Annotated in this window: 21 protein-coding genes and 1 riboswitch; of the genes, 13 read left to right on the top strand and 8 right to left on the bottom strand. The window is 35.6% G+C overall.

Translation table 11 applies throughout. From position 1 onward, the window contains the following. Positions 1-17: 17 nt before the first annotated feature. From A9G28_RS11245 to A9G28_RS11215, 7 genes are all read right to left on the bottom strand, one after another. Positions 18-677, bottom strand: a complete 660-nt coding sequence (locus tag A9G28_RS11245; RefSeq protein WP_065567864.1) for an ABC transporter ATP-binding protein — start codon at positions 675-677, stop codon at positions 18-20. 10 nt (positions 678-687) lie between these two features. Next, entirely contained in the window at positions 688-1,830 is a 1,143-nt protein-coding gene (locus A9G28_RS11240; RefSeq protein ID WP_065580721.1) for an ABC transporter permease, read from the bottom strand. A 17-nt stretch (positions 1,831-1,847) separates the two neighbouring features. Continuing rightward, the gene (locus A9G28_RS11235) at positions 1,848-3,134 is read right to left on the bottom strand and encodes an ABC transporter permease (RefSeq protein ID WP_065580720.1); all 1,287 of its coding nucleotides are present in this window, start codon (positions 3,132-3,134) and stop codon (positions 1,848-1,850) included. A gap of 24 nt (positions 3,135-3,158) precedes the next feature. Then, complete coding sequence (locus A9G28_RS11230) at positions 3,159-4,409, bottom strand: Fe-S-containing protein (RefSeq protein WP_065580719.1); 1,251 nt, start codon at positions 4,407-4,409, stop codon at positions 3,159-3,161. Between the two features lie 99 nt (positions 4,410-4,508). After that, positions 4,509-5,072: an iron transporter gene (locus A9G28_RS11225; protein ID WP_065580718.1), complete on the bottom strand. Its 564-nt coding sequence runs from the start codon at positions 5,070-5,072 to the stop codon at positions 4,509-4,511. 107 nt (positions 5,073-5,179) lie between these two features. Further along, on the bottom strand, positions 5,180-6,382 hold the full coding sequence (locus tag A9G28_RS11220) for an FTR1 family iron permease (protein WP_065580717.1): 1,203 nt from the start codon (positions 6,380-6,382) through the stop codon (positions 5,180-5,182). 17 nt (positions 6,383-6,399) lie between these two features. Continuing rightward, a complete protein-coding gene (locus A9G28_RS11215) occupies positions 6,400-7,038 on the bottom strand; it encodes a nitroreductase family protein (protein ID WP_065567870.1) in 639 nt (212 codons plus the stop codon). Between the two features lie 245 nt (positions 7,039-7,283). Here A9G28_RS11215 and A9G28_RS11210 point away from each other — a divergent pair, with 245 nt between their 5' ends. The 13 genes from A9G28_RS11210 to thiD all read left to right on the top strand — a co-directional run bounded on the left by A9G28_RS11210 (position 7,284) and on the right by thiD (position 19,303). Beyond that, positions 7,284-8,726, top strand: a complete 1,443-nt coding sequence (locus A9G28_RS11210; RefSeq protein ID WP_065567871.1) for an LTA synthase family protein — start codon at positions 7,284-7,286, stop codon at positions 8,724-8,726. Positions 8,727-8,988: 262 nt separating this feature from the next. Continuing rightward, positions 8,989-9,354, top strand: a complete 366-nt coding sequence (locus tag A9G28_RS13800; protein ID WP_218057381.1) for a LysE family transporter — start codon at positions 8,989-8,991, stop codon at positions 9,352-9,354. A 220-nt stretch (positions 9,355-9,574) separates the two neighbouring features. Then, a complete protein-coding gene (gene gutQ / locus A9G28_RS11200) occupies positions 9,575-10,537 on the top strand; it encodes an arabinose-5-phosphate isomerase GutQ (RefSeq protein ID WP_065580716.1) in 963 nt (320 codons plus the stop codon). A 184-nt stretch (positions 10,538-10,721) separates the two neighbouring features. Next, positions 10,722-11,243, top strand: coding sequence for a shikimate kinase AroK (aroK, locus tag A9G28_RS11195; protein WP_065580715.1), 522 nt, complete (start codon positions 10,722-10,724; stop codon positions 11,241-11,243). A 67-nt stretch (positions 11,244-11,310) separates the two neighbouring features. Next, positions 11,311-12,099, top strand: a complete 789-nt coding sequence (locus tag A9G28_RS11190; protein WP_065580714.1) for an SPOR domain-containing protein — start codon at positions 11,311-11,313, stop codon at positions 12,097-12,099. Between the two features lie 48 nt (positions 12,100-12,147). Continuing rightward, the gene (locus A9G28_RS11185) at positions 12,148-12,969 is read left to right on the top strand and encodes a Dam family site-specific DNA-(adenine-N6)-methyltransferase (RefSeq protein WP_065567875.1); all 822 of its coding nucleotides are present in this window, start codon (positions 12,148-12,150) and stop codon (positions 12,967-12,969) included. Positions 12,970-13,008: 39 nt separating this feature from the next. Continuing rightward, on the top strand, positions 13,009-13,686 hold the full coding sequence (gene rpe / locus A9G28_RS11180; RefSeq protein ID WP_065567876.1) for a ribulose-phosphate 3-epimerase: 678 nt from the start codon (positions 13,009-13,011) through the stop codon (positions 13,684-13,686). Then, positions 13,679-14,374 (top strand): phosphoglycolate phosphatase, encoded by a 696-nt coding sequence (locus A9G28_RS11175; RefSeq protein WP_065580713.1) that lies wholly within the window; start codon positions 13,679-13,681, stop codon positions 14,372-14,374. The genes rpe and A9G28_RS11175 overlap by 8 nt, the downstream gene beginning before the upstream one ends. Positions 14,375-14,397: 23 nt before the next feature. Further along, entirely contained in the window at positions 14,398-15,393 is a 996-nt protein-coding gene (trpS, locus tag A9G28_RS11170) for a tryptophan--tRNA ligase (RefSeq protein WP_065580712.1), read from the top strand. Positions 15,394-15,500: 107 nt separating this feature from the next. Next, complete coding sequence (gene trkA, locus A9G28_RS11165) at positions 15,501-16,862, top strand: Trk system potassium transporter TrkA (RefSeq protein WP_065567879.1); 1,362 nt, start codon at positions 15,501-15,503, stop codon at positions 16,860-16,862. A gap of 39 nt (positions 16,863-16,901) precedes the next feature. Further along, positions 16,902-17,003: riboswitch (TPP riboswitch) on the top strand. A gap of 56 nt (positions 17,004-17,059) precedes the next feature. Beyond that, positions 17,060-17,848 (top strand): hydroxyethylthiazole kinase, encoded by a 789-nt coding sequence (gene thiM / locus A9G28_RS11160; RefSeq protein ID WP_065580711.1) that lies wholly within the window; start codon positions 17,060-17,062, stop codon positions 17,846-17,848. Between the two features lie 8 nt (positions 17,849-17,856). After that, positions 17,857-18,498, top strand: coding sequence for a thiamine phosphate synthase (gene thiE / locus A9G28_RS11155; protein ID WP_065580710.1), 642 nt, complete (start codon positions 17,857-17,859; stop codon positions 18,496-18,498). 10 nt (positions 18,499-18,508) lie between these two features. Beyond that, positions 18,509-19,303, top strand: a complete 795-nt coding sequence (gene thiD, locus A9G28_RS11150) for a bifunctional hydroxymethylpyrimidine kinase/phosphomethylpyrimidine kinase (protein WP_065580709.1) — start codon at positions 18,509-18,511, stop codon at positions 19,301-19,303. 72 nt (positions 19,304-19,375) lie between these two features. Here thiD and A9G28_RS11145 read toward each other — a convergent pair whose 3' ends face one another. Further along, positions 19,376-19,834, bottom strand: coding sequence for an STY0301 family protein (locus tag A9G28_RS11145; RefSeq protein ID WP_141673655.1), 459 nt, complete (start codon positions 19,832-19,834; stop codon positions 19,376-19,378). Positions 19,835-20,370 lie beyond the last annotated feature (536 nt).

The raw sequence follows: 20,370 nt of genomic DNA, 5'->3' as shown, positions 1-20,370 counted from the left end.
CGATAACCCATTGTTGATTAGTTGTTTATAACACGCGCAATTTTGCCGTGCTCAAGTACTACTGTAGTTTGAGCATGTTTTGACACTTCTGGAGAGTGAGTAACGACTATTATTGTGCTACCTTCTTCGTGTAGCTGATGCAGTAAATTCATGACCATCGTTTCATTACTTTCATCTAGATTACCAGTTGGCTCATCGGCCAAAATTAATTTGGGGTAATTAATCAATGCTCTGGCAATACATACGCGCTGCTGTTCACCGCCTGATAGCTGCCTTGGTAAGTGTTTAGCTCGTGCAGCAAGCCCAACTCGTTCTAATGCTTGCATAGCTTCTTTTTCATCAACCATGCTGTGATAATATTGTGCAACCATCACATTTTCTAAAGCAGTTAAATATGATACTAAGTGAAATTGTTGAAATATTAGTCCTATCTTATCTCGGCGAATTTCGGTCAATTCGGGCAAAGAAAGTTGAGTAATATCTTGCCCATCCAAAATGACTGAGCCCAATGAAGGCTTATCCATGCAACCAATGATATTCATCAAAGTGGTTTTACCACTGCCTGATGGTCCCATAATTGATAACCATTTGCCTTCTTCAACCGTTAGATTCACTTCAGACAGCGCATGGAGCGAACCATAAATCTTAGACACATTGTTTACTTCGAGTATATTCATACTTTATATCCTATTCGCCACGCAACACTAACGCAGGCTCTATTTCAAGTGCACGTTTTACTGGAATTAAACATGCAATGACTGTTACTATCGTTGAAATAATAATCGTGGTTGGGATTAAATAAAACTCAATAATAACGGAGCGCCCAAACACACTACTGCTTATGATTTGAGCAAAAATAAGCCCGCAAATAGCACCTATAATTCCTCCTACGACACCTAAAACTAATCCTTCAGCTAAAAACTCTTTGGCAATACTTATATTATTTGCGCCTATTGCTTTTTTAAGACCAATTTCTTGACGGCGCTCCATAACCACTGTCATCATGGTGGTAGCAACACAAATCATGGTAAGTATCAGCACGATAAAAGTAACTAAGTAAAGTAATGAAGATAGTTTACCTAATACCGAAGATTCCGATTTTATTACCCATTTAATTAAATGAGGCTCAAGTGTTGTCATTTGGTTTTTAATGACTTCAATGTAGTGTTGTAACTCAGATTCTGTTGCAGTAATACTGACTTCAATAACTTCAGCTTGTTCGTTTTCTTCAAGTAGTTGTTCTAGCGCATGCAAGTCAATAAAGATAAAACCATCTTCTGCCCGTCCTGTTTTAACAATACCCGTAATTTTAAGTTCTTCATCAAAACGGGAATCTTGTTTTGATTTACCCAAAATGGGCATAGTGTTGCCAACGGTTAATTTTGCAAAATTAGCAATATCGGTACCAATAAGTATTTCATGTGAATTTTGCGGTAATGTTCCTTCAATACGCCAATAGGGGCTGGTTTTAGTAATTTGTTTAAAGTCTGTTCCCACAATCGTATAAGGTTGCTGATTGCTACGAATTAAATCATAACGAAATGGCGTGACGCCAAGCAATTTATCTTTTGGTAGAAGGTTTACCGCTTTATTGACATCAGCTATTGCCACAGTTGGTTGATTATTAGTTGGCAATAATAGAAGATTGGCGCCATAAGAACGAAATTCTTGTCCCATTTGCCGTGGTATATCATAACAAAGTATAATCATACCAAGCAGTACAGTCGCACCTATGGCAACACCAAGTAAAGCAATAGTGATGCGCGAACAACGGCGAATAAGCGAACTCAGCACCATTTTAATGATAAAGCGTTTATTGTTATTGATCATAATACTTACCTTTCATCTTATCGGCCATGTAACACATCGGTTGGGCGTAAAAACATCATAATACGTAATGCGGGTAAGCTACCTAAAAAAGTGATTAGGCAAACCATAATTATAACTAACGGAACAATGATCATTTTAGGTTCAACAAATGAACCAAATACGGTATAACCTATAATTTGCGCAAAACCAAGGCCAATAAAATAACCCAAAATGCCGCCGAGTAAGGCAATAATCAAAATTTCAGTGAGTATTAACATAGCAACAGCCGTATTGGTTGCGCCAAGCGCTTTTAATAAACCAATTTCGGTACTTCGCTCTATTACATTGGCTGTTACCAAATTCGAAATAGCTAGAGCAGAACAAACTAGTGATAAGATAGTGAGCAATAACATTAATAATTGCGTTTTTTGTAAAATAGAGCCTTCAGACACGGCAACCTGCATAATGGCCTTTACACGCACATTGGGCATTAACTCTTCCAATTGATAAGCAATTGAGCTGATATAAGCGGTGCAATACCATGTATCCCACTCTGTTCTGGATAAGCTATTTGGATCTTGTGCTGCTTTTCTGGCAAGTTCGTTTTCAGGTGTGGTTAATGCGCTGACTTCAACTCGTTCAACCAATCCTTTTTTATTAGCAAGATCTTGTGCCACAGGTAACGAAACAAAAAGCTGCGTATCTTCAATTCCACCACTATGAAAAATATTATTAATTTTCAATGTGATCTTTTTGTTTGTTTGAGGTGAGACGATATCGATTGAGTCTCCTAGCTCTAAATTCCACTGTTTAGCAATAGATTCCCCTACCATAACGGCTTGTATATTATCATCTGTTATAGTGTTACCTTCAATTGCCCACCATGACTTCATGGCTAATATACCTGTATCAACTTGATCACCTGTCGGTATATTAAGGTGTTTATTAAACCAAGTTCCAACTACTGTAACAGGTTTATCGTTAAAAATAGCTTGAGTTGTTAAAAAAGGCGCAAAATCAACAATATTGTAAGCCCAAAAAATCATTTTAATTTTCACAAGATCTTCTTGCTTAATATATTGTAATGTCTGTTGCCTACCATTATTGTCGAGTTGATACATTTCATTAATAATGGCATTACCACGAGGAACAATGTTTAAATTAGCACCATAAGCTTTTAATTCTTGATTAACTTTATCGCCAACATCAAACATTACATTTAACATAGCAGTAGCAAGCGAAACACCTAAAGCGATAGTTAAAGCAATAAGCAAGACTTTCTTTTTTTGGCGAACTAACACGCTTATTAACATTCTGCTAAACATTATCCAATTCCTTTTAATACGTTTTTATTTAAAACGACTTTTTTCTGCTTCAAGATTAGCAGGACGGATCACCATGTTACCATCAATAATTTCATATTTAAGTGGTACAGGATTACAACCACCAGGAAATCCAATTGTGGCAATATTCATCACTACATCACATAAAATACAAACCACTTGATCACCCCGTTGGTAATAACCACTTGCTCCACAAATATCACAAGCATCAAATCCAACACCATAAGCATTATCGCTTTTTTTTATGATAATAAAGCGAACTAAGGTACCATCGGTTGCTTGGTAGCCATAACGATGTAAATTACCATCATTGACTTTATCAAGAGAAATAACAATTAATCCATCACTATTAGGCGATATTGGTTCTGCTGGTGTAAGTTCTACTCCTTTTTCAAAAATATAACGAGCACGCGTTACGGTATAAGCGGTTATCGCCGAACCTGCCATAATCAATAGCGCATTTCTTCTATCGTTGCGCAATTGCGCTTTAAGTTTGCGAATTTGAGCAGGGTTGCTGCCTACTAATGAGGTGGTTTTTGACTTTATGAACAAGATTAAAGCTAAACCAAGCACAATTGCCATAAAAATAAAAGTGAAGCAATTAACATGGCTAAGGATAAAAATGACTAATTCCATCATCCATGGTTGTGATGAAATAAAGCGCCTAACAATTAGAATTTGTAGAATATTAATACTGTTTTGGATAGTGAAAATAATGATAGACAGTGAAGTAATGACAAAAACAAATTTAGCAGATAAGCGATCGCAGACGCGGTAAATAAATAATCCTGTTAGCAAAACAACAAGCAAAGAAAAACTATAACCAACCCATTTAAACAAGTAATCATTATTAAATATAGAATCCATCCCGACTGAAAATTCGAATGGATAGAGTATTAAATTGGGTAAGAACTGGGCACTTATCGAGCCGATACCAAGCGTAAATAGGAGTGAAAATAAGATTATGCCAACGCAGTTATCAATAGTTTTTTGTAAGTAAATGCTAGCCATTAGTGGTATAGCAATTATAACCCAAAGCGTAATTACTCCAAGATCATAAAACTCACGAACCGCCAAGCCAGTATTACGTTTTAAAATGGCATAAATCAATGATGCTATCAATCCCAATATAAAACCGAACAAAATACTCTTTTTACCATAAGGAAATGTTGATTTTACAATCGCTGCACTTAGTAGTGCCATCATCATTACAGGAACGAAAGTATTATCGGTAATATTAATAAGATATTGAAGCATATTTATTGCCTAGCTATTCCAAATGTTATTGGTGAGCACAAGCTCACCATAACTGATGATCAATTATTAAATATAATTATACTTAGTTTTTTCTAATAATTACCATGCACGCGGGATATAATCAAAGTCCCAAGAAACTTCGATTGGCTTTTTCCAAAAACGCCCCTCGACACCGGTTTCTTTATCTACGTGTAACAAATAACCTTGCTTTTCTGGATTTTCAATAATAAATGTAACTTTATATTTACCAGCACCGTCAAGCTTAATATTATTACCATAATGAGGACCATCCGATGCATTCATTGGCATAAAGTTACCTTCGATAGCTTTATCACTGCCTTGTTTTTGAATTTTATATTTAACGGTTAAATAAGGTACAAAATCACCGACACCATAACCTAAATTATTACCTTCAGCAGCCGAGATATCCGCTTCAATATGCATATCTGATTTTGATGCAGGAAGCCCCCCCATACTAGCTGGCTCCATATCCACTGGTTGAAAATAAACAGCACCAATGTGTAATGGGCCAACAGTGACTTCATCACCAATTGGAAACTCCTCAAATCCTTTTTGTTCACCTGGTGTTGGCGCCGCTGCGTGAGCAAATGAAGATAAAGCAAGCATTGAGGCAATACTCGCTGATAAAACTAATTTTTTCATTGAAAACTCCTTCACGTTGTTTTTGACTACTTTTTATTTTCATAATATTTACGCAATATTCTAACCATACATTCCAAATGCTTTGAATTAAATAATATTAGCCATGCTTACCATTTTTCATTTTTATGGTTGCATTGAAATTTGTAATACATAACTGACACTAACACAATAAATACCATAACAACTTGTGGTAATAAAGTTTCGATTGTTGGGTAAATACCTAATACTTCAATAGAGTGCACAAAATCAACAGGCGTAACAGTAATAATATCTGCTTCTTGGAGTTCTTTTACTCCACCTCCAGCAAAAGCTATCGCCATGATATACATCAAAATACTCGTGCCTATAAAGAAAGGTCTGATTGGTAACTTCATAGTACCAAAACGAATAACAACAAAAATAATTGCAAGAACAATCGTTCCTATCACAAGTCCATACCAAACCATATGTATGTGTTCTTTAGCTTCAGTAATCATGGCTTGATAAAATAAGATTGTTTCTGCTCCTTCACGAAAAACAGCTAGAAAAGCAGCGAAACCTAAAGCTAAACAACTACCAGATGAAACAGCAGTTTGTACTTTTCCTTCAACATAACTCTTCCAAACTTCAGCTTCTGCCTTTGAAAACATCCAATTACTAATAAAAAATAACACTATAGTTGCCAAAAGCATAGCAACGCCTTCAATAATTTCTTGATTTGCACCACTGATATCAAACACAGTATAAAGAGCAATAGCAGCTAAAATACTGGCAAAAACTGCAACAATTGCGCTCATATATACCACTTTGACCATAGCAATATTACCAGAACGCACTAAATAAGCTGATATTGCTGCAATCACTAAAATAGCTTCAAGACCTTCTCGAAAGATGATAATAAACGATGCGAATAAAACACGCCAGCCACTCTCTTTTTTACCATCCAATTCGTTAGCATCTTGATGCAGCATTTTTAAAATAGTGTCAATTTCTGCTCGAACAACTTTATTGGGAGCACCATTTGTCATTAATCGTTTAATTTTAGCAAATTGGTATTCGGTATCAGTGCCTCGTTTGCCCGAAATATAAGACATAACAGCACGCTCAACACCATGTTTTTCATAAAAGCCAAAATAAGCTTCATTAACGCGGGCTTTTGCACGTTCAGCATCTGTCATGAAATAGATATCATAAGCATCATTTAAAATTTCATCCATTTCATCAACAATGGCATTCCAACTTTCATACTTTTTTGCTTGTGCATAAGAGGTTGGCGCAAAAGCAATTAAGCTTGCAATAAATAATAAAACCAGTGTTAAATATTTTTTCATAATTATTTAATTGCCTTTTATTTTCCTAATATCAGCATACCAAGAGGCTTGCGATCTTCAGGCAATTCTAGTGCTTGAATTATGGCATCTGACTTGATGGAATGAATATAACGAGCATTTAATTTCAATGCTGCCGCAGCTAAATAAGCATTCTGACTCATTGCGCCAACAGCAGTATAATTAAAGTGAGCACTTTCTTCGGGATTTATATCAGCCAATACATTAGCATCTGACACAAAAATTAATGAATAGGCGGCTCGCTTAGTAAAATTTTGCAAACCAATGTCGGCGCGAATATCTTTATTATTAATTTCTCTTAAATAATGACCTTCCCACTCATATAAAAAAGTGCCTTTTTCACTAGCAATATAAATTCGTACATAAGGAGGCTTACCTTTAACCATTGGTACTGTCCATCCTGTTTTACCTCGGTTCAACCCACTTGCTGCCCAAAGCACTTGTGAAAGTTCCTCATCAGAAATCTTACCAGTAGGAAACCCGCCACCAGATGTTGAAGCACGTTTTTTTAAGCTTTCAAATAAGCTCATTCCATCTTTTATTTGTGGCTTAGGTAATGAAATATCGGCATAACATAACGCGAAAGGAATCAACGATGATAATAGAATTAAAGCTAATTTTCGTACATAACATGACATAGTAATACCTAATTATTTGACATTATTGGCGATATCTTATTGCTAACGGTTTCAATTATCAACATCAAATGCTAATAATTATCATTTGATATATGAAAAGTCTGCTTTTGCCATTAGCACTTTTCAAGTTAGGCTATGAAGATAATGTGATAAATTAAACAGCATTAACCGATATTTTTATTTTTTTATGTATTGAGTATATACTTTAGCAAAATTGATTTTTGAGAAATTGAGTAACAAATCTTATGCCATTATCGACATTCATTGTTTTACCTCTTTTTATTATCACAATTGTTTTTGCCTCGCTCTTTAAAAAGAAAAAATGGCAATTTTTAATCGTAACTTTATTAACGATTTTTATTGTAATGGAGCTAACTTCTATCTACTTTAGTGGTGGATTTATTGATTATCAGTTTTATGTGAATTTAAATATAAATGATATTATAGAAGGGCTATTTATTTTTAAATTGCAAGCAGTTTTGGTCATTGTAGTCTTTTTTTCTTTCATTTTTTTACTATTAAAACTCGCTAATTGGTGTAAAGGGAAATGCCGATTATTGCCTCGTGCGTTACTCGCTGTTATCGCTATATTTTCAATTAGTTACCACAATGGACCATTAAGCCGGTTATATGAAATATATCAGGTTACTAGTGCTCCGCGCGAACCATTTGAGCAAGCATTGCAATCACTCAACATGACTAATTACACCAATAAAAACCAGCTTGTTAGTCAACAAGGTAAAAATATTATTGTGTTATCATTAGAATCGTTTGAACAAGGTTTTCTCGACTTTGAAGATATTACACCTAATTTACGGCATCTTCGCCAAGATTATACTTTTTTTACCAATATGCCAATGAGCCCTGGAAGCACTTGGACGACTGCTTCCATGTATACTTATATGACAGGCATGCCATTTTTAATTGGCGGTTACACAACATCCCCATTAATGCGTGCAAACCAAACAAACTTAGTTAGTTTGGGTGATGTGCTAAAACAAGCTGGATATCAAACCCGTTATGTGATGCCTAGCCCTGATTTTGCTGGTATTGGGCATACTGCTGAGCTTTTGGGTATGCAAGTCATTTCGGAAAAAAATTACGTTGGGCAATACCCAGCAGCACCATTTGGATTATATGACAAAGATATTTTTGATGTTGCGCAAAAACAGATTACACAAATGCGTCAAAATAACCAACCATTTGCCTTATTTGTATCAACCGTTTCAACTCATGCTCCAAATGGTTTTGATGACGAAAGAATGAAATCAATTATTTCACCCAAACCAGATAATATGTCTTTTGTTGCTGCTTCATTAGATCATAATTTAGGGTTATTTATTCAACAATTAAAAGATAAAGGGGTATTAGAAAACACTGTATTTTATATTTTCCCAGATCATTTAATGATGGGATCTGGTACGCCAACCATTAATCGCCTTTCACAAAAAGAGCGCAAGCTTTATCTATTAACTAACGCAAGTATACAAGATCTACAAAAAACACCCGATCAAACCATTTACCAAATTGATTTGCCTCGTTTAATTTTAAATGGGGCACAAGTTGCAAGTAATGGCAAATTTCTAACTGACTATTTATCTGCCCCTAATTTTGATAAAAAACAGTTTATTGAAAAAAATAAAGCCAATATCGCAACGATCAATAATTCAGCACAGGTATTTAAATAGGTGCCGAAAATGGGGGTTGATACATTGCTTTTAGTTGGCTCGACCAGTTTTTTAGGGATGATTTCGCTTGGGTCTGATTTCTTTTTAGTGTTAAAAACAGCTTAAATTATCGCCGAAAAACAGCGTTATTTACTTGTTTAGATGTGATCACGGCTATTTTGATTCATATTAGCTATTGCGTTGCCGGTCTTGCGGTGCTGATTGGCACCATTCCATTGCTCTATAACACGCTACGCTATGCTATGCTGGTGCCGCTTACCTTATATGGCTTGGCTTTAAAGCATTATTTGCCTCTAATGTGACCACTTGCTTAGTTGGCAAACAACTAACTAAGCAGCTAATTTCAGCAAAATTGGCTTTTATGCAAGTTTTTTTATGTAATATACTTAATCCTAAAGCAACGTTATTTTTTCTAGCAATTTTTACGCAAATGCTTGATGCTGAATCATCAACGATTGATAAACTTATCATTGCATTTATCATTTGGATTGAAGCCTTTTTTTGGTGGCCTTTTGTGGTGTTTGTTTTTCAAAATCAAACAATACAATGGCGTTATTTTAAAATTCAATCTATTTTCGATAAATTATTCGGTAACATTTTAATTACATTAGGCGTAATAGTTGCTTAAAGTTGCTTTCGGACTTTAAGTTACTCTAATGTTGTGAACTCATATTTACTTTCAAGCACCTGTTTACCTGAAAGGTTTTGACAAAAAGACTTTCTTTTTTTGAATATTCGATCGTTAATTGTTAAACTGATAACAATTTAGCTTTTATAATCGATTGCTTTTATTTACCGATTTTACATTCACCGGACACTGATTTTTTTATTCGACAGGCTAATTGAAAATGGATAAATTATTACAATATGGTCGAGAAGTTCTTGAACTAGAGTTACAAGAAGCGGAAAAGTTACCTAATCGGCTTGGCAAAGATTTTATTAATGCATGCCAGCTTATCTTAACCACTAAAGGTAAGGTTGTTGTTTCAGGTATTGGAAAATCAGGACATATTGGAAAAAAAATTGCTGCATCGTTAGCAAGTACGGGCAGCCCCGCTTTTTTTATGCATCCTTCGGAAGCCTTGCATGGCGATTTAGGCATGGTAACAGCCAATGATGTGGCTATTTTAATCTCTTATTCCGGACGGGCAAAAGAATTTAATATTATTCTGCCTATCCTCGCTGCAATGAATGTACCTGTAATTGCAATTACTGGCGGAGTTGATTCACCATTGGCTAAATCAGCTCAAGCTGTTTTAAATATCTCGATAGAAAAAGAGGCCTGCCCAATGGGATTAGCGCCAACATCAAGCTCAACCAACACATTATTGATGGGTGATGCGCTGGCGATTGCTGTAATGCGAGCTCGAGGTTTTAGAGAAGAAGATTTTGCTCGTTCCCACCCAGCAGGTAGTTTAGGTGCTAAATTACTTAATCATGTCAGAGATGTGATGCGAACAGGCGATCGAATACCTAAAGTTCCACAAACAGCAACGGTTCTTGATGCTATGCTAGAATTAAGTCGAACAGGTGTAGGTTTAGTTGCAATCTGTCAGAATAATAATAAAATAATTGGAGTATTTACCGATGGCGATTTACGTCGGTTATTATTGAAAAATGGTACATTACAAGATAGTATTTTGGATGTTATGACCAGCCCTGGATACCTTATCCCTGATAATTGGAAAGCGGTTGAAGCATTAAAATCCTTTAATGATTATAATATTACTGCTGCACCAGTCGTTAACAATGAGGGTGAATTAGTCGGTGCTTTAAACATTCATGATTTGCATCAAGCTGGTATTAGCTAAAACTATTAATAAATACCTATTGCCAAAAGGTACTATCTATTGAGATAATTACCGACCTAAATTTTTGTCGTTAGACGGAGATCAAAGGAAAAGTTACACAATTGAGTTTTGTATGATTTTTAATCAATTCAAATTGATGTTGTGTTGTATATTTTAACCAAAATTAATAGATGATGAAACTACAATGGCAGAAAAGCGAAATATCTTTCTAATTGGCCCTATGGGGGCAGGAAAAAGCACAATAGGCCGACAAATTGCGCAACAGTTAGGCATGGATTTTTTTGACTCAGATCAAGAGATTGAGAAACGTACTGGAGCCGATATTGCATGGATTTTTGACCTAGAAGGAGAAGAGGGATTCCGTGCCAGAGAAGAAAAAGTCATTAACGAATTGACTGAAAAACAAGGCGTAGTTCTGGCAACTGGTGGTGGTTCTGTCTTATCAAAAGAGACACGCAACCGATTGTCAGCACGTGGAATTGTTGTTTATCTTGAAACAACCATTGAAAAGCAAATGGCAAGAACACAAAAAGATAAACGCCGTCCATTACTGCAAGGTGGTAACACACCTCGTGAGCTTTATGAAGAACTTGCAGGTGAACGTGAACCTCTTTACAAAGAAATTGCCGATATTACCATTAAAACTGATGAACAAAGTGCCAAAGGTGTTGCCAGTTATATTATTGATAAAATAGAACAGATTTAAGCAACTTATTTTGGATGTAATAGCTATTAATGAAGTAATAAACCTTTTTATAGGTTAAGGAGTAAGTATGCGTGTAGATAAAGATGACCGTTATATTTCAGAGCAACCGAGTAAGGACTCTACGCCTTCATTAAAGTTGCTAAACCTTCTTCAAAATTTTCCAAAGAAAAAATTAGCTATCTTCGGTTCGGTAGCCATTATTCTTCTATTATTGCTTTGCTTGATTGTTTTTTACTCTTCTCGCAAAAATGAAGTGACAGCATTAACACCACCTACCGTTAATGATGTTACGGCAACAGAAGAAACTAACAGTTTGATTTCGAATGGACAAAGTGGCGCGGTTGTTAATGGATCTCAAACTGAAAGTTCTGATAATACAGATGATAGTTTAAGCTCAATAGATAATCTAAATTCTGAGGCTAAGGGACACTCTAATACTATTACAACACAAAATAGAAGAACTAACGCTGGTATTTCTAATAATATAAATATTTCACAATCAACTAATACTAAGAAAAATAATAATGATCATGATAAGAAAACAGTTAATCGTAAAGAAGAAAAAGCTGATTTAGGAAAAAAAATTAAAATAAGTAATGATCATTATGTTATTCAGCTAAGTGCATCCAAATCAGTTGAGGGTTTGAAAAAATTTATTAAACAAAACAATATAACTAATTACCATATATATAAAACTGAATATAGTTCAGGAACGTGGTTTATTTTAGTAAAAGGTGATTATTCATCAGCTAATGAAGCACGTAAAGCTATTAAATCTTTACCATCAGCACTCTTAAAAGATAAACCATGGGTTAAATCGGGTGCGGTTGTTAATAAAGAAAAAATAGAAAAATAATAAGTAATATCGTTTATTTATCCAATCAACGACAAATAGGAGTATCCGTTGAAGAAGCAACGAGCCTTTTTAAAATGGGCTGGAGGAAAGTATGAGCTTGTGGACACAATCAAACGGTATCTTCCAGAAGGCGATCTATTGATTGAGCCTTTTGTCGGAGCTGGTTCTGTGTTTTTAAATACAAACTACGAAAACTATATTTTAGCGGATATCAATCAAGACTTAATTTCACTATATACCTTGTTACAATCAACTCCAGATCAATTTATTCGTGATCTCAGATTGCTTTTTACTACTCAAAATAATCAACCTGATGCGTTTTATCAGCTTAGAGATGTATTTAATCATAGTAAAGATCGATATTTTAGATCATTATTATTTGTTTATTTAAACCGACATTGTTATAACGGCCTATGTCGTTATAACAATAGTGGATTATTTAATGTGCCATTTGGGCGTTATAAAACCATTTATTTTCCTGAAAAAGAACTTTATTTTTTTGCAGAAAAAGCACAAAAAGCGAAATTTATTTGCGCACCTTATCATGAGGTCATGAAGAAGGCAGAAAGAAATTCGGTTATTTATTGTGATCCGCCCTACATATCCCCAAATCAATCAGTAGGGTTTACAGCTTATTATTCAAATATTTTTGGATTTGAAGAACATAAAAACTTGTCGAAATTGGCTGAAACTATAGCATATAAAAAAAATATACCCGTGCTAGTATCTAATCATTATACTGATTACACAATGACTCTTTATAGCAAAGCAAGCGAGCTTTATCGCGCAGAAATGCGTCGTTCAATTAGCTGTGCAGGTGAGGGTCGTAAAAAAATTGATGAGATTTTAGCGCTCTATAAAAAGTCATAATCAGGCTTGAATATAAAATGAGTTATCATGAGGTAGGTTATGAGAAAATTTATTATTGCTCCATCAATATTGTCAGCTGATTTTGCGCGCCTTGGTGAAGATGCACAAAAGGTCATTGACGCTGGAGCCGATGTTATCCATTTTGATGTTATGGATAACCATTTTGTACCTAATCTAACAATGGGAGCGATGTTTTGTAAAGCACTGCGAGATTATGGCATTAGCGCACCTATTGATGTGCATTTGATGGCATCCCCTGTTGAAGAGCTAATAGTCTCATTTGCTAAAGCTGGTGCTACTAATATCTCTATTCATCCAGAAGCGACGATTCATTTAGATCGTTCATTACAATTAATTAAAGATCATGGTTGTACGGCAGGTATTGTACTAAATCCAGCCACACCACTGGATTATTTAGATTATGTCATGGACAAAATTGATATTATTTTGTTGATGAGCGTTAATCCTGGCTTTGGGGGGCAATCTTTTATTCCCGCAACCTTGAAAAAATTACAACAAGTTAAACAACGTATAATTGCATCAGGATTAAATATTCGTTTAGAAATTGACGGTGGGGTAAAAGTAGAAAATATTGCTGAAATAGCTAAAGCAGGTGCAGATATGTTTGTTGCTGGTTCGGCGATCTTTAATCAGCCTAATTATAAAACAGTTATTGATGCAATGCGTAAGGAGCTAGCAGGAGTTATACATGAATAAACTAGACAATATTCAAGCGATAGCATTCGATTTAGATGGTACATTAGTTGATAGCGTACCAGGGCTAGCATTGGCGACACAAAATATGCTAGCGGAGTTGAATTTACCAACCATCAGCAATGAGCAGATCAAAAATTTCGTTGGTAATGGTATTGATGTCATGCTAGAACGTGTTTTTAAAGCCATTAGTATTGAGCCATCAAAAGAACTATTCGCCAAAGCCAAGATATTATTTAACCAACATTATGATAAAGTTATTGATGCCGAAACTAGGCTGTTTCCGAATGTTAAAGAAACTTTAAAAGTGCTTTATGATAATCATTATCCACTTGCATTAGTGACCAATAAGCCAGCCCAATTTTTACCTGCATTACTAGCGTCATTAGGCATAAAAGAGTTCTTTTCGCTAGTGCTTGGCGGTGGCGATGTGATTAAATTAAAACCACATCCAGCGCCTTTGTATCAAGTAATGGCGAAATTTGGATTGTTTAGCGATCAGTTACTTTTTGTTGGTGATTCGAAAAACGATATCACTGCTGCGCAAAATGCCAACTGCCCAACTGTTGCCTTAAGCTATGGCTATAATTATGGCGTTTCAATTGCTACTAGCAATCCCGATTTTTTATTTGACGATTTTAAAGATATATTAACAATTCTACCTCAGCCAAAAACTGATGCAAAAAAATAATGAGTATAAATTAGGAATAAATTATGAGTAAACCGATTGTATTTAGTGGCGCTCAGCCATCAGGGGAACTAACACTTGGCAACTACTTAGGTGCTTTAAAAAATTGGGTGTCTTTGCAAAACGAATATGATTGCGTTTATTGTATTGTTAATCAGCATGCAATTACCGTACGTCAAGATCCAAACAAATTACGTAAAGCCACATTAGATACACTAGCGCTTTATTTAGCTTGTGGTATCGATCCACAAAAAAGCACTATTTTTGTACAATCGCATGTGCCTGCACATGCAGAGTTAGGCTGGGCTTTAAATTGCTACACCTATTTTGGTGAACTCAGCCGTATGACGCAATTTAAAGATAAGTCATCACGCCATTCAGAGAATATCAATGCAGGGCTATTTGATTATCCTGTGCTTATGGCTGCTGATATTTTACTCTATCAAGCAAACTTAGTTCCTGTTGGTGATGATCAAAAACAGCATCTTGAACTATGCCGTGATATTGCTATGCGTTTTAATGCTCTTTATGGTGATATTTTTACTGTTCCTGAGCCGTTTATTGCCAAGGTTGGTGCGCGCGTTATGTCATTGCAGGAGCCGGCTAAGAAAATGTCTAAATCAGATGAAAACCGTAATAATGTGATTGGGTTACTCGAAAATCCAAAAGACATTGAGAAGAAAATTAAACGTGCGATGACTGATTCTGATGAACCACCTGTAGTACGCTATGATCTTAAAAATAAAGCTGGTGTTTCAAATCTACTTGATATTTTAACTGGTGTGACAGGTAAACCTATTGCCGAGCTTGAAAAAGAGTTTGAAGGTAAAATGTATGGTCACCTCAAAACAGAAGTTGCAACGCAAGTCATTGACATGTTAACTACCTTGCAAGCTAAATATCGTGAGTATCGTGACGATGAGCATTATCTATTTTCAATCATGCAAGATGGGGCTGAGAAAGCACGTTCAAAAGCCGAGCCAACGTTGAAAAAAGTCTATGATGCAATCGGGTTTGTATAATTGCAAAATCAATAACAGATTGCGACTAAAAAATGAATGATATGCAATGGCTTTAATAACTAAGTAAATGGATAATGGTTAAAGCCATCTAAATATATAGGCTAGTTATGAAGATTATTATTCTTGGTGCAGGACAAACAGGTAGTGCACTTGCGGAATATCTTGTTACCGAAAAACAAAACGATGTTACTGTGGTGGATGAAGATCATGATAGATTGCAATCGCTACAAGAGCGTTTTGATTTACAGGTAATTTGTGGAAAATCATCCTATCCTCAGGTATTAGAAAGTGCTGGCGCTGAATCGGCCGATATGCTTGTTGCTGTAACTAACTCTGATGAAGTCAATATGATGGCCTGCCAAATTGGTCATGTCTTATTTAGTATTCCACAAAAAGTGGCTCGCATTAGAGCGCCTGAATATAATGATGAAAATTATCCTTTTTTCAATAAAGACTGTATTAATATCGATCATATCATTGCCCCAGAAAATCTTATCACTAATCATATAAGTCAATTAGTTCAATACCCTGGCTCATTGCAATTTGCTTCTTTTTATGATAACCGAGTGTGTCTAGTGGCGGTAACGGCTTATTATGGCGGTGCTTTAGTTGGCAGTGAATTATCCGAGCTCAAAGAACATTTACCTCATGTTGAAGCGCGAGTGGTTGCTATTTATCGTAAAAACCGCTTTATTCGTCCGCTTGGCTCAACCTTGGTTGAAGCGGGAGATATGGTGTATTTTATTACGCCACCAGTTAATATCAAAGCTGTAACCAGTGAACTACAACGATTAGAAAAACCTTATAAGCGAATCATTATTAGTGGTGGTGGTAGTGTTGCTGTTGCTTTAGCAAAGCGTTTGGAAAATGATTACCAAGTCAAGTTAATTGAACGCAATGCTGAGCGAGCCGAACTCATTGCCGAGCAACTGGTTAATACCACAGTGTTGCATGGTGAGTCATCCGATCAAGAATTACTTTCACAAGAGCAAGTCGAGCTTACCGATCTTTTTATTGCAGTCACTGGTGACGATGAATCCAATATCATGTCATCTATGCTTGCCAAAAGAATGGGCGCAAAAAAAGTGATCGTACTAATTCAACGCCAAGCCTACCTTGAATTGATTAATGATAGTGTGATTGATATCGCAATATCGCCACAACATGCCACCATTTCAGAACTATTAAGTCATGTAAGACAAACTGGTATGGTTAAAGTCGTTTCGCTAAGGCAAGGCGAATCTGAAATTGTCGAAGTGGTTGCTAAAGGCAATAATGATACATCAAGACTGGTGGGTAAAAATATTAATGGCTTAAAACTACCTTCAGGCGCAACAATTGGAGCTGTTGTTCGTGGTGAAGATGTAATTATTATTAATACTGATTTGATGATAGAAGATAATGATCATCTAATCATCTTTTTGCCAGATAGAAAGGCAATAACAGATATTGAAAAGTTATTACAATAGCTTGTTAAAAACTGATAGTCAGTTCATAATGAATGAGTAAATTTTGACTCGGGGTGTTTTTTGTTTTGACAAAAAACTGAGATTTTACCCGTTGAACCTGATCTGGATCATGCCAGCGTAGGGAAGTCTAAGCCGTCTTAGCTTTAATTTGGCAAATTCTTCCCAATATTTTAGTTCTAAAATAACAGGGAATAAATATGTTAGACAATAAGCCATTTCAATTAGTACAAGCAACGCCTTTTATCCATCATGTAAAACAACAAAACCCATTAGTGCATTGTATTACAAATGATGTCGTGCAAAATTTTACCGCAAATGTGTTACTCGCTATTGGCGTATCACCAGCAATGATTATTGCCAAGCAAGAGGTGGAATCATTTGTCGCCATTGCGGATAGTTTATTGATTAATATTGGCACCATTAACAGTAGCACAGCCAAAAGTATGTTATTAGCAACAACCCAAGCTTTGCAAACACAAACTCCATGGGTACTTGATCCTGTCGCTGTGGGGGGGGCGCTTGATTATCGAACTCAAATTGTATGTCAATTACTATCATTAAAGCCAACAGTCATACGCGGTAATGCATCAGAAATATTAGTACTAAATGGTGAAAATGGATCATCGAAAGGACCTGATGGTCAAAACTCAACGACATCTGCTGTACATGCAGCCAAAGCACTTGCACAAAAATATCAAACGATTGTTGCAATGACGGGGGATATTGATTATATCACTAACGGCAACATCTTATATAGCATTACTGGTGGGGATATTGCTTTAACAAAAGTAACAGGAACAGGCTGTGCACTATCTGCTATGGTAGCTGCTTTTATTGCCAATTCACCAGATCCTTTATCAGCTACCGCCTCAGCTTGTTTTATGATGAAAAAAGCAGGTCAACGTGCCAATAAACAGCAAGGATTAGGTACCTTTGCGGTATCATTACTAGATCAACTATCTCTATTTAATTCATTACATCAATAAGGGACAAGATGAAAAAGCAATTAGATTTAACGCTTTATTTGATCCTTGATCCATTATTATGTGGTGGTATTAGTGGCATGGTAAATACCACAAAAATTGCTGTTTCCAATGGGGCAACTGCAGTACAGTTAAGATCTGAACATAAGTTTAGCGGTAAAGATTGGTATTATGCCGCATTAGCATTGAAAGAAGCGCTGAATGAAACGCCCGTACCACTGTTTATTAATGATCATGTCGATATTGCTTTAGCCGTTGATGCCGATGGTGTACATATTGGACAAAGTGATCTTCCTGTTGATGTTACTCGTCAATTAATTGGCAGAGATAAATGGTTAGGATTTTCGATCGCTAATCGACGGCAACTTGATAGCGTTCCATGGCATAAGGTTGATTATATTGGTATTGGTCCTATCTTTCCAACCGCAACGAAAAAAGATGCAGGAGTAGCACTGGGAACCGAACAATTAATTGAACTAATAGAACTAAAGCAATGTCCTGCTGTAGCTATTGGCGGTATTGATGAAAATAATGTGACTAACGTTATTCAAACAGGTATCGACGGCGTTGCTGTGGTTTCAGCTATTTGTGGTAAACAAGATATTGAGCAAGCGACGTTATCGCTCATTACTCAAATCAAGAAGGCTAAATAGGGTATACATTATGACAACAATTGCATTAACCATTGCTGGGTCAGATCCCAGCGGTGGCGCAGGAATTCAAGCCGATTTAAAAACTTTTTCGGCACTTGGGGCTTATGGCATGTCAGTTATCACTGCATTAACGGCACAAAGCACACGAGGGGTTGATGCGGTATTAGCTATTACCCCTGAATTTGTTGCAGCTCAATTCAATACGCTATATCAAGATATTCAGATTAATAGTGTAAAAATGGGAATGCTAATGAATAAAGAGATAGTTATAGCTGTTCACCACCTTCTTAGCATAAATTCTATTCCTGCTATCGTCTTAGATACTGTAATGATAGCTAAAGGAGGACATCCCTTGCTCAAATCTGATGCCATAACTGCTATTCGTGAGTTATTATTACCCTTAGCAACCATTGTTACTCCTAATATTCTTGAAGCAGCAGCACTACTTGATTGTGGTGAGGCCAAAAACGAAGATGATATGCAAAAGCAAGGGGATGAATTACTCAAATTGGGTTGCAAAGCGGTTTTAATGAAAGGCGGGCATTTGTTAGGTAGTCAAAGCCCTGATTATTTGATAACCCAAGATAATGTAATAAGAATAACTTCTCCACGAATTCAAACTAAAAATACTCACGGAACAGGTTGCACACTATCTGCAGCAATTACCGCATTATTACCCAAATATAATTTAGTAGAAGCCGTAATGCAGGCTAAAAATTATTTGCAAGGAGCCATTAGCCATGCTGATAATTTAAATATTGGTAACGGAATTGGCCCAACACACCATTTTTACCGTTGGTGGTGATAGCACAATAAATAGTCTAAAAGGGATTTAAGTTGTCAGCTATTACATATAACAACAAATCCCATATTTCAACTAATGCAAATCTTTTGCTTCACTTGTGCTACAGGTAAGTGTTCCTTTTTTTCCTTGTTCATCTTCAAAATAATCAGCCCAACAACTTTTCATTGATAAATCAATTTTTTTTATTAGCTCAATTCTACTGCCATTATAAGAGCAACTAACATAATAAGGTTCAACATCAGCTTTAAAATCGACTTCCCATATTAACTCATGTTTCTTACCTTCAACTAATCCTTTTGCTGGTTTTAAACTGACCTTTCTAGAAGGTTTACCGTGATAAACAATCATGCTACTAAACGATACCGTTAAACTATTTATATCATCAGAAACCTCCCATCCATTAGGCCTGTTTTCAACTTTTTCTTTAACCTTGATGTTTTGTGGACAATCAATTTGATAGGCATTAACAAAAAAAACCGCTCCAAACCAAGCCATAATAGCTAGAGTAACACTCAATATTTTCCTTTTCATATTATCTATCCTTCTAACAATTACCTATTAATAAAAATATAAAAGCATTCTAAGATTTCAAAAAATCATGCTAATATCTTAAATAAAAACAATTATAATTATTTATAAGTCATTAAGCTATTTTCACCATGTTATCTAAATTAAACGAGTTTTTTATTATTTCTGTTTTGGAGTAAGTTTTTAGCAAGGTAGCATGACGGAGATATCGCCAAAAAAGCCCTATACCATAAAATAAGACTCATCACTATCATACAAAACTCAAACTAAAAATATCCACGATACGGATTGTACACACTTTACCAAAAGTGCAGTATTATTTCCCCAATGTAGCAATCTAGAAGAAGCCATAAAACATTTGCAAGGGGCAATTAATTTAACCATTGGCAAACGTATTGAGCCTACACATTATTTTTATCAATGATGGTAACAAATAAATGATTAGCATTAAGTTGATTTAAGACGTTTTATATAATTCTATGAAAAGTATTATTAGAACATTAAAACTTAAATTAAAATAATGTATTGAAAAAATAAAC

This window comes from Gilliamella sp. Fer1-1 (assembly GCF_001690825.1).
Taxonomy (GTDB): Bacteria; Pseudomonadota; Gammaproteobacteria; order Enterobacterales; family Orbaceae; genus Gilliamella; species Gilliamella apicola_C.
This window is presented reverse-complemented; position numbering and strand designations above follow the sequence as displayed.

Coding starts and splice junctions, on each gene's coding strand:
- A9G28_RS11190 (WP_065580714.1), top strand. CDS start 11,311: ATGCGTGTAGATAAAGATGACCGTTATATTTCAGAGCAACCGAGTAAG.
- A9G28_RS11235 (WP_065580720.1), bottom strand. CDS start 3,134: ATGTTTAGCAGAATGTTAATAAGCGTGTTAGTTCGCCAAAAAAAGAAA.
- A9G28_RS11240 (WP_065580721.1), bottom strand. CDS start 1,830: ATGATCAATAACAATAAACGCTTTATCATTAAAATGGTGCTGAGTTCG.
- gutQ (WP_065580716.1), top strand. CDS start 9,575: ATGGATAAATTATTACAATATGGTCGAGAAGTTCTTGAACTAGAGTTA.
- A9G28_RS11210 (WP_065567871.1), top strand. CDS start 7,284: ATGCCATTATCGACATTCATTGTTTTACCTCTTTTTATTATCACAATT.
- trkA (WP_065567879.1), top strand. CDS start 15,501: ATGAAGATTATTATTCTTGGTGCAGGACAAACAGGTAGTGCACTTGCG.
- A9G28_RS11230 (WP_065580719.1), bottom strand. CDS start 4,409: ATGCTTCAATATCTTATTAATATTACCGATAATACTTTCGTTCCTGTA.
- rpe (WP_065567876.1), top strand. CDS start 13,009: ATGAGAAAATTTATTATTGCTCCATCAATATTGTCAGCTGATTTTGCG.
- A9G28_RS11145 (WP_141673655.1), bottom strand. CDS start 19,834: ATGAAAAGGAAAATATTGAGTGTTACTCTAGCTATTATGGCTTGGTTT.
- thiE (WP_065580710.1), top strand. CDS start 17,857: ATGAAAAAGCAATTAGATTTAACGCTTTATTTGATCCTTGATCCATTA.
- thiD (WP_065580709.1), top strand. CDS start 18,509: ATGACAACAATTGCATTAACCATTGCTGGGTCAGATCCCAGCGGTGGC.
- A9G28_RS11225 (WP_065580718.1), bottom strand. CDS start 5,072: ATGAAAAAATTAGTTTTATCAGCGAGTATTGCCTCAATGCTTGCTTTA.
- thiM (WP_065580711.1), top strand. CDS start 17,060: ATGTTAGACAATAAGCCATTTCAATTAGTACAAGCAACGCCTTTTATC.
- A9G28_RS11215 (WP_065567870.1), bottom strand. CDS start 7,038: ATGTCATGTTATGTACGAAAATTAGCTTTAATTCTATTATCATCGTTG.
- trpS (WP_065580712.1), top strand. CDS start 14,398: ATGAGTAAACCGATTGTATTTAGTGGCGCTCAGCCATCAGGGGAACTA.
- A9G28_RS11175 (WP_065580713.1), top strand. CDS start 13,679: ATGAATAAACTAGACAATATTCAAGCGATAGCATTCGATTTAGATGGT.
- A9G28_RS11220 (WP_065580717.1), bottom strand. CDS start 6,382: ATGAAAAAATATTTAACACTGGTTTTATTATTTATTGCAAGCTTAATT.
- A9G28_RS11245 (WP_065567864.1), bottom strand. CDS start 677: ATGAATATACTCGAAGTAAACAATGTGTCTAAGATTTATGGTTCGCTC.
- aroK (WP_065580715.1), top strand. CDS start 10,722: ATGGCAGAAAAGCGAAATATCTTTCTAATTGGCCCTATGGGGGCAGGA.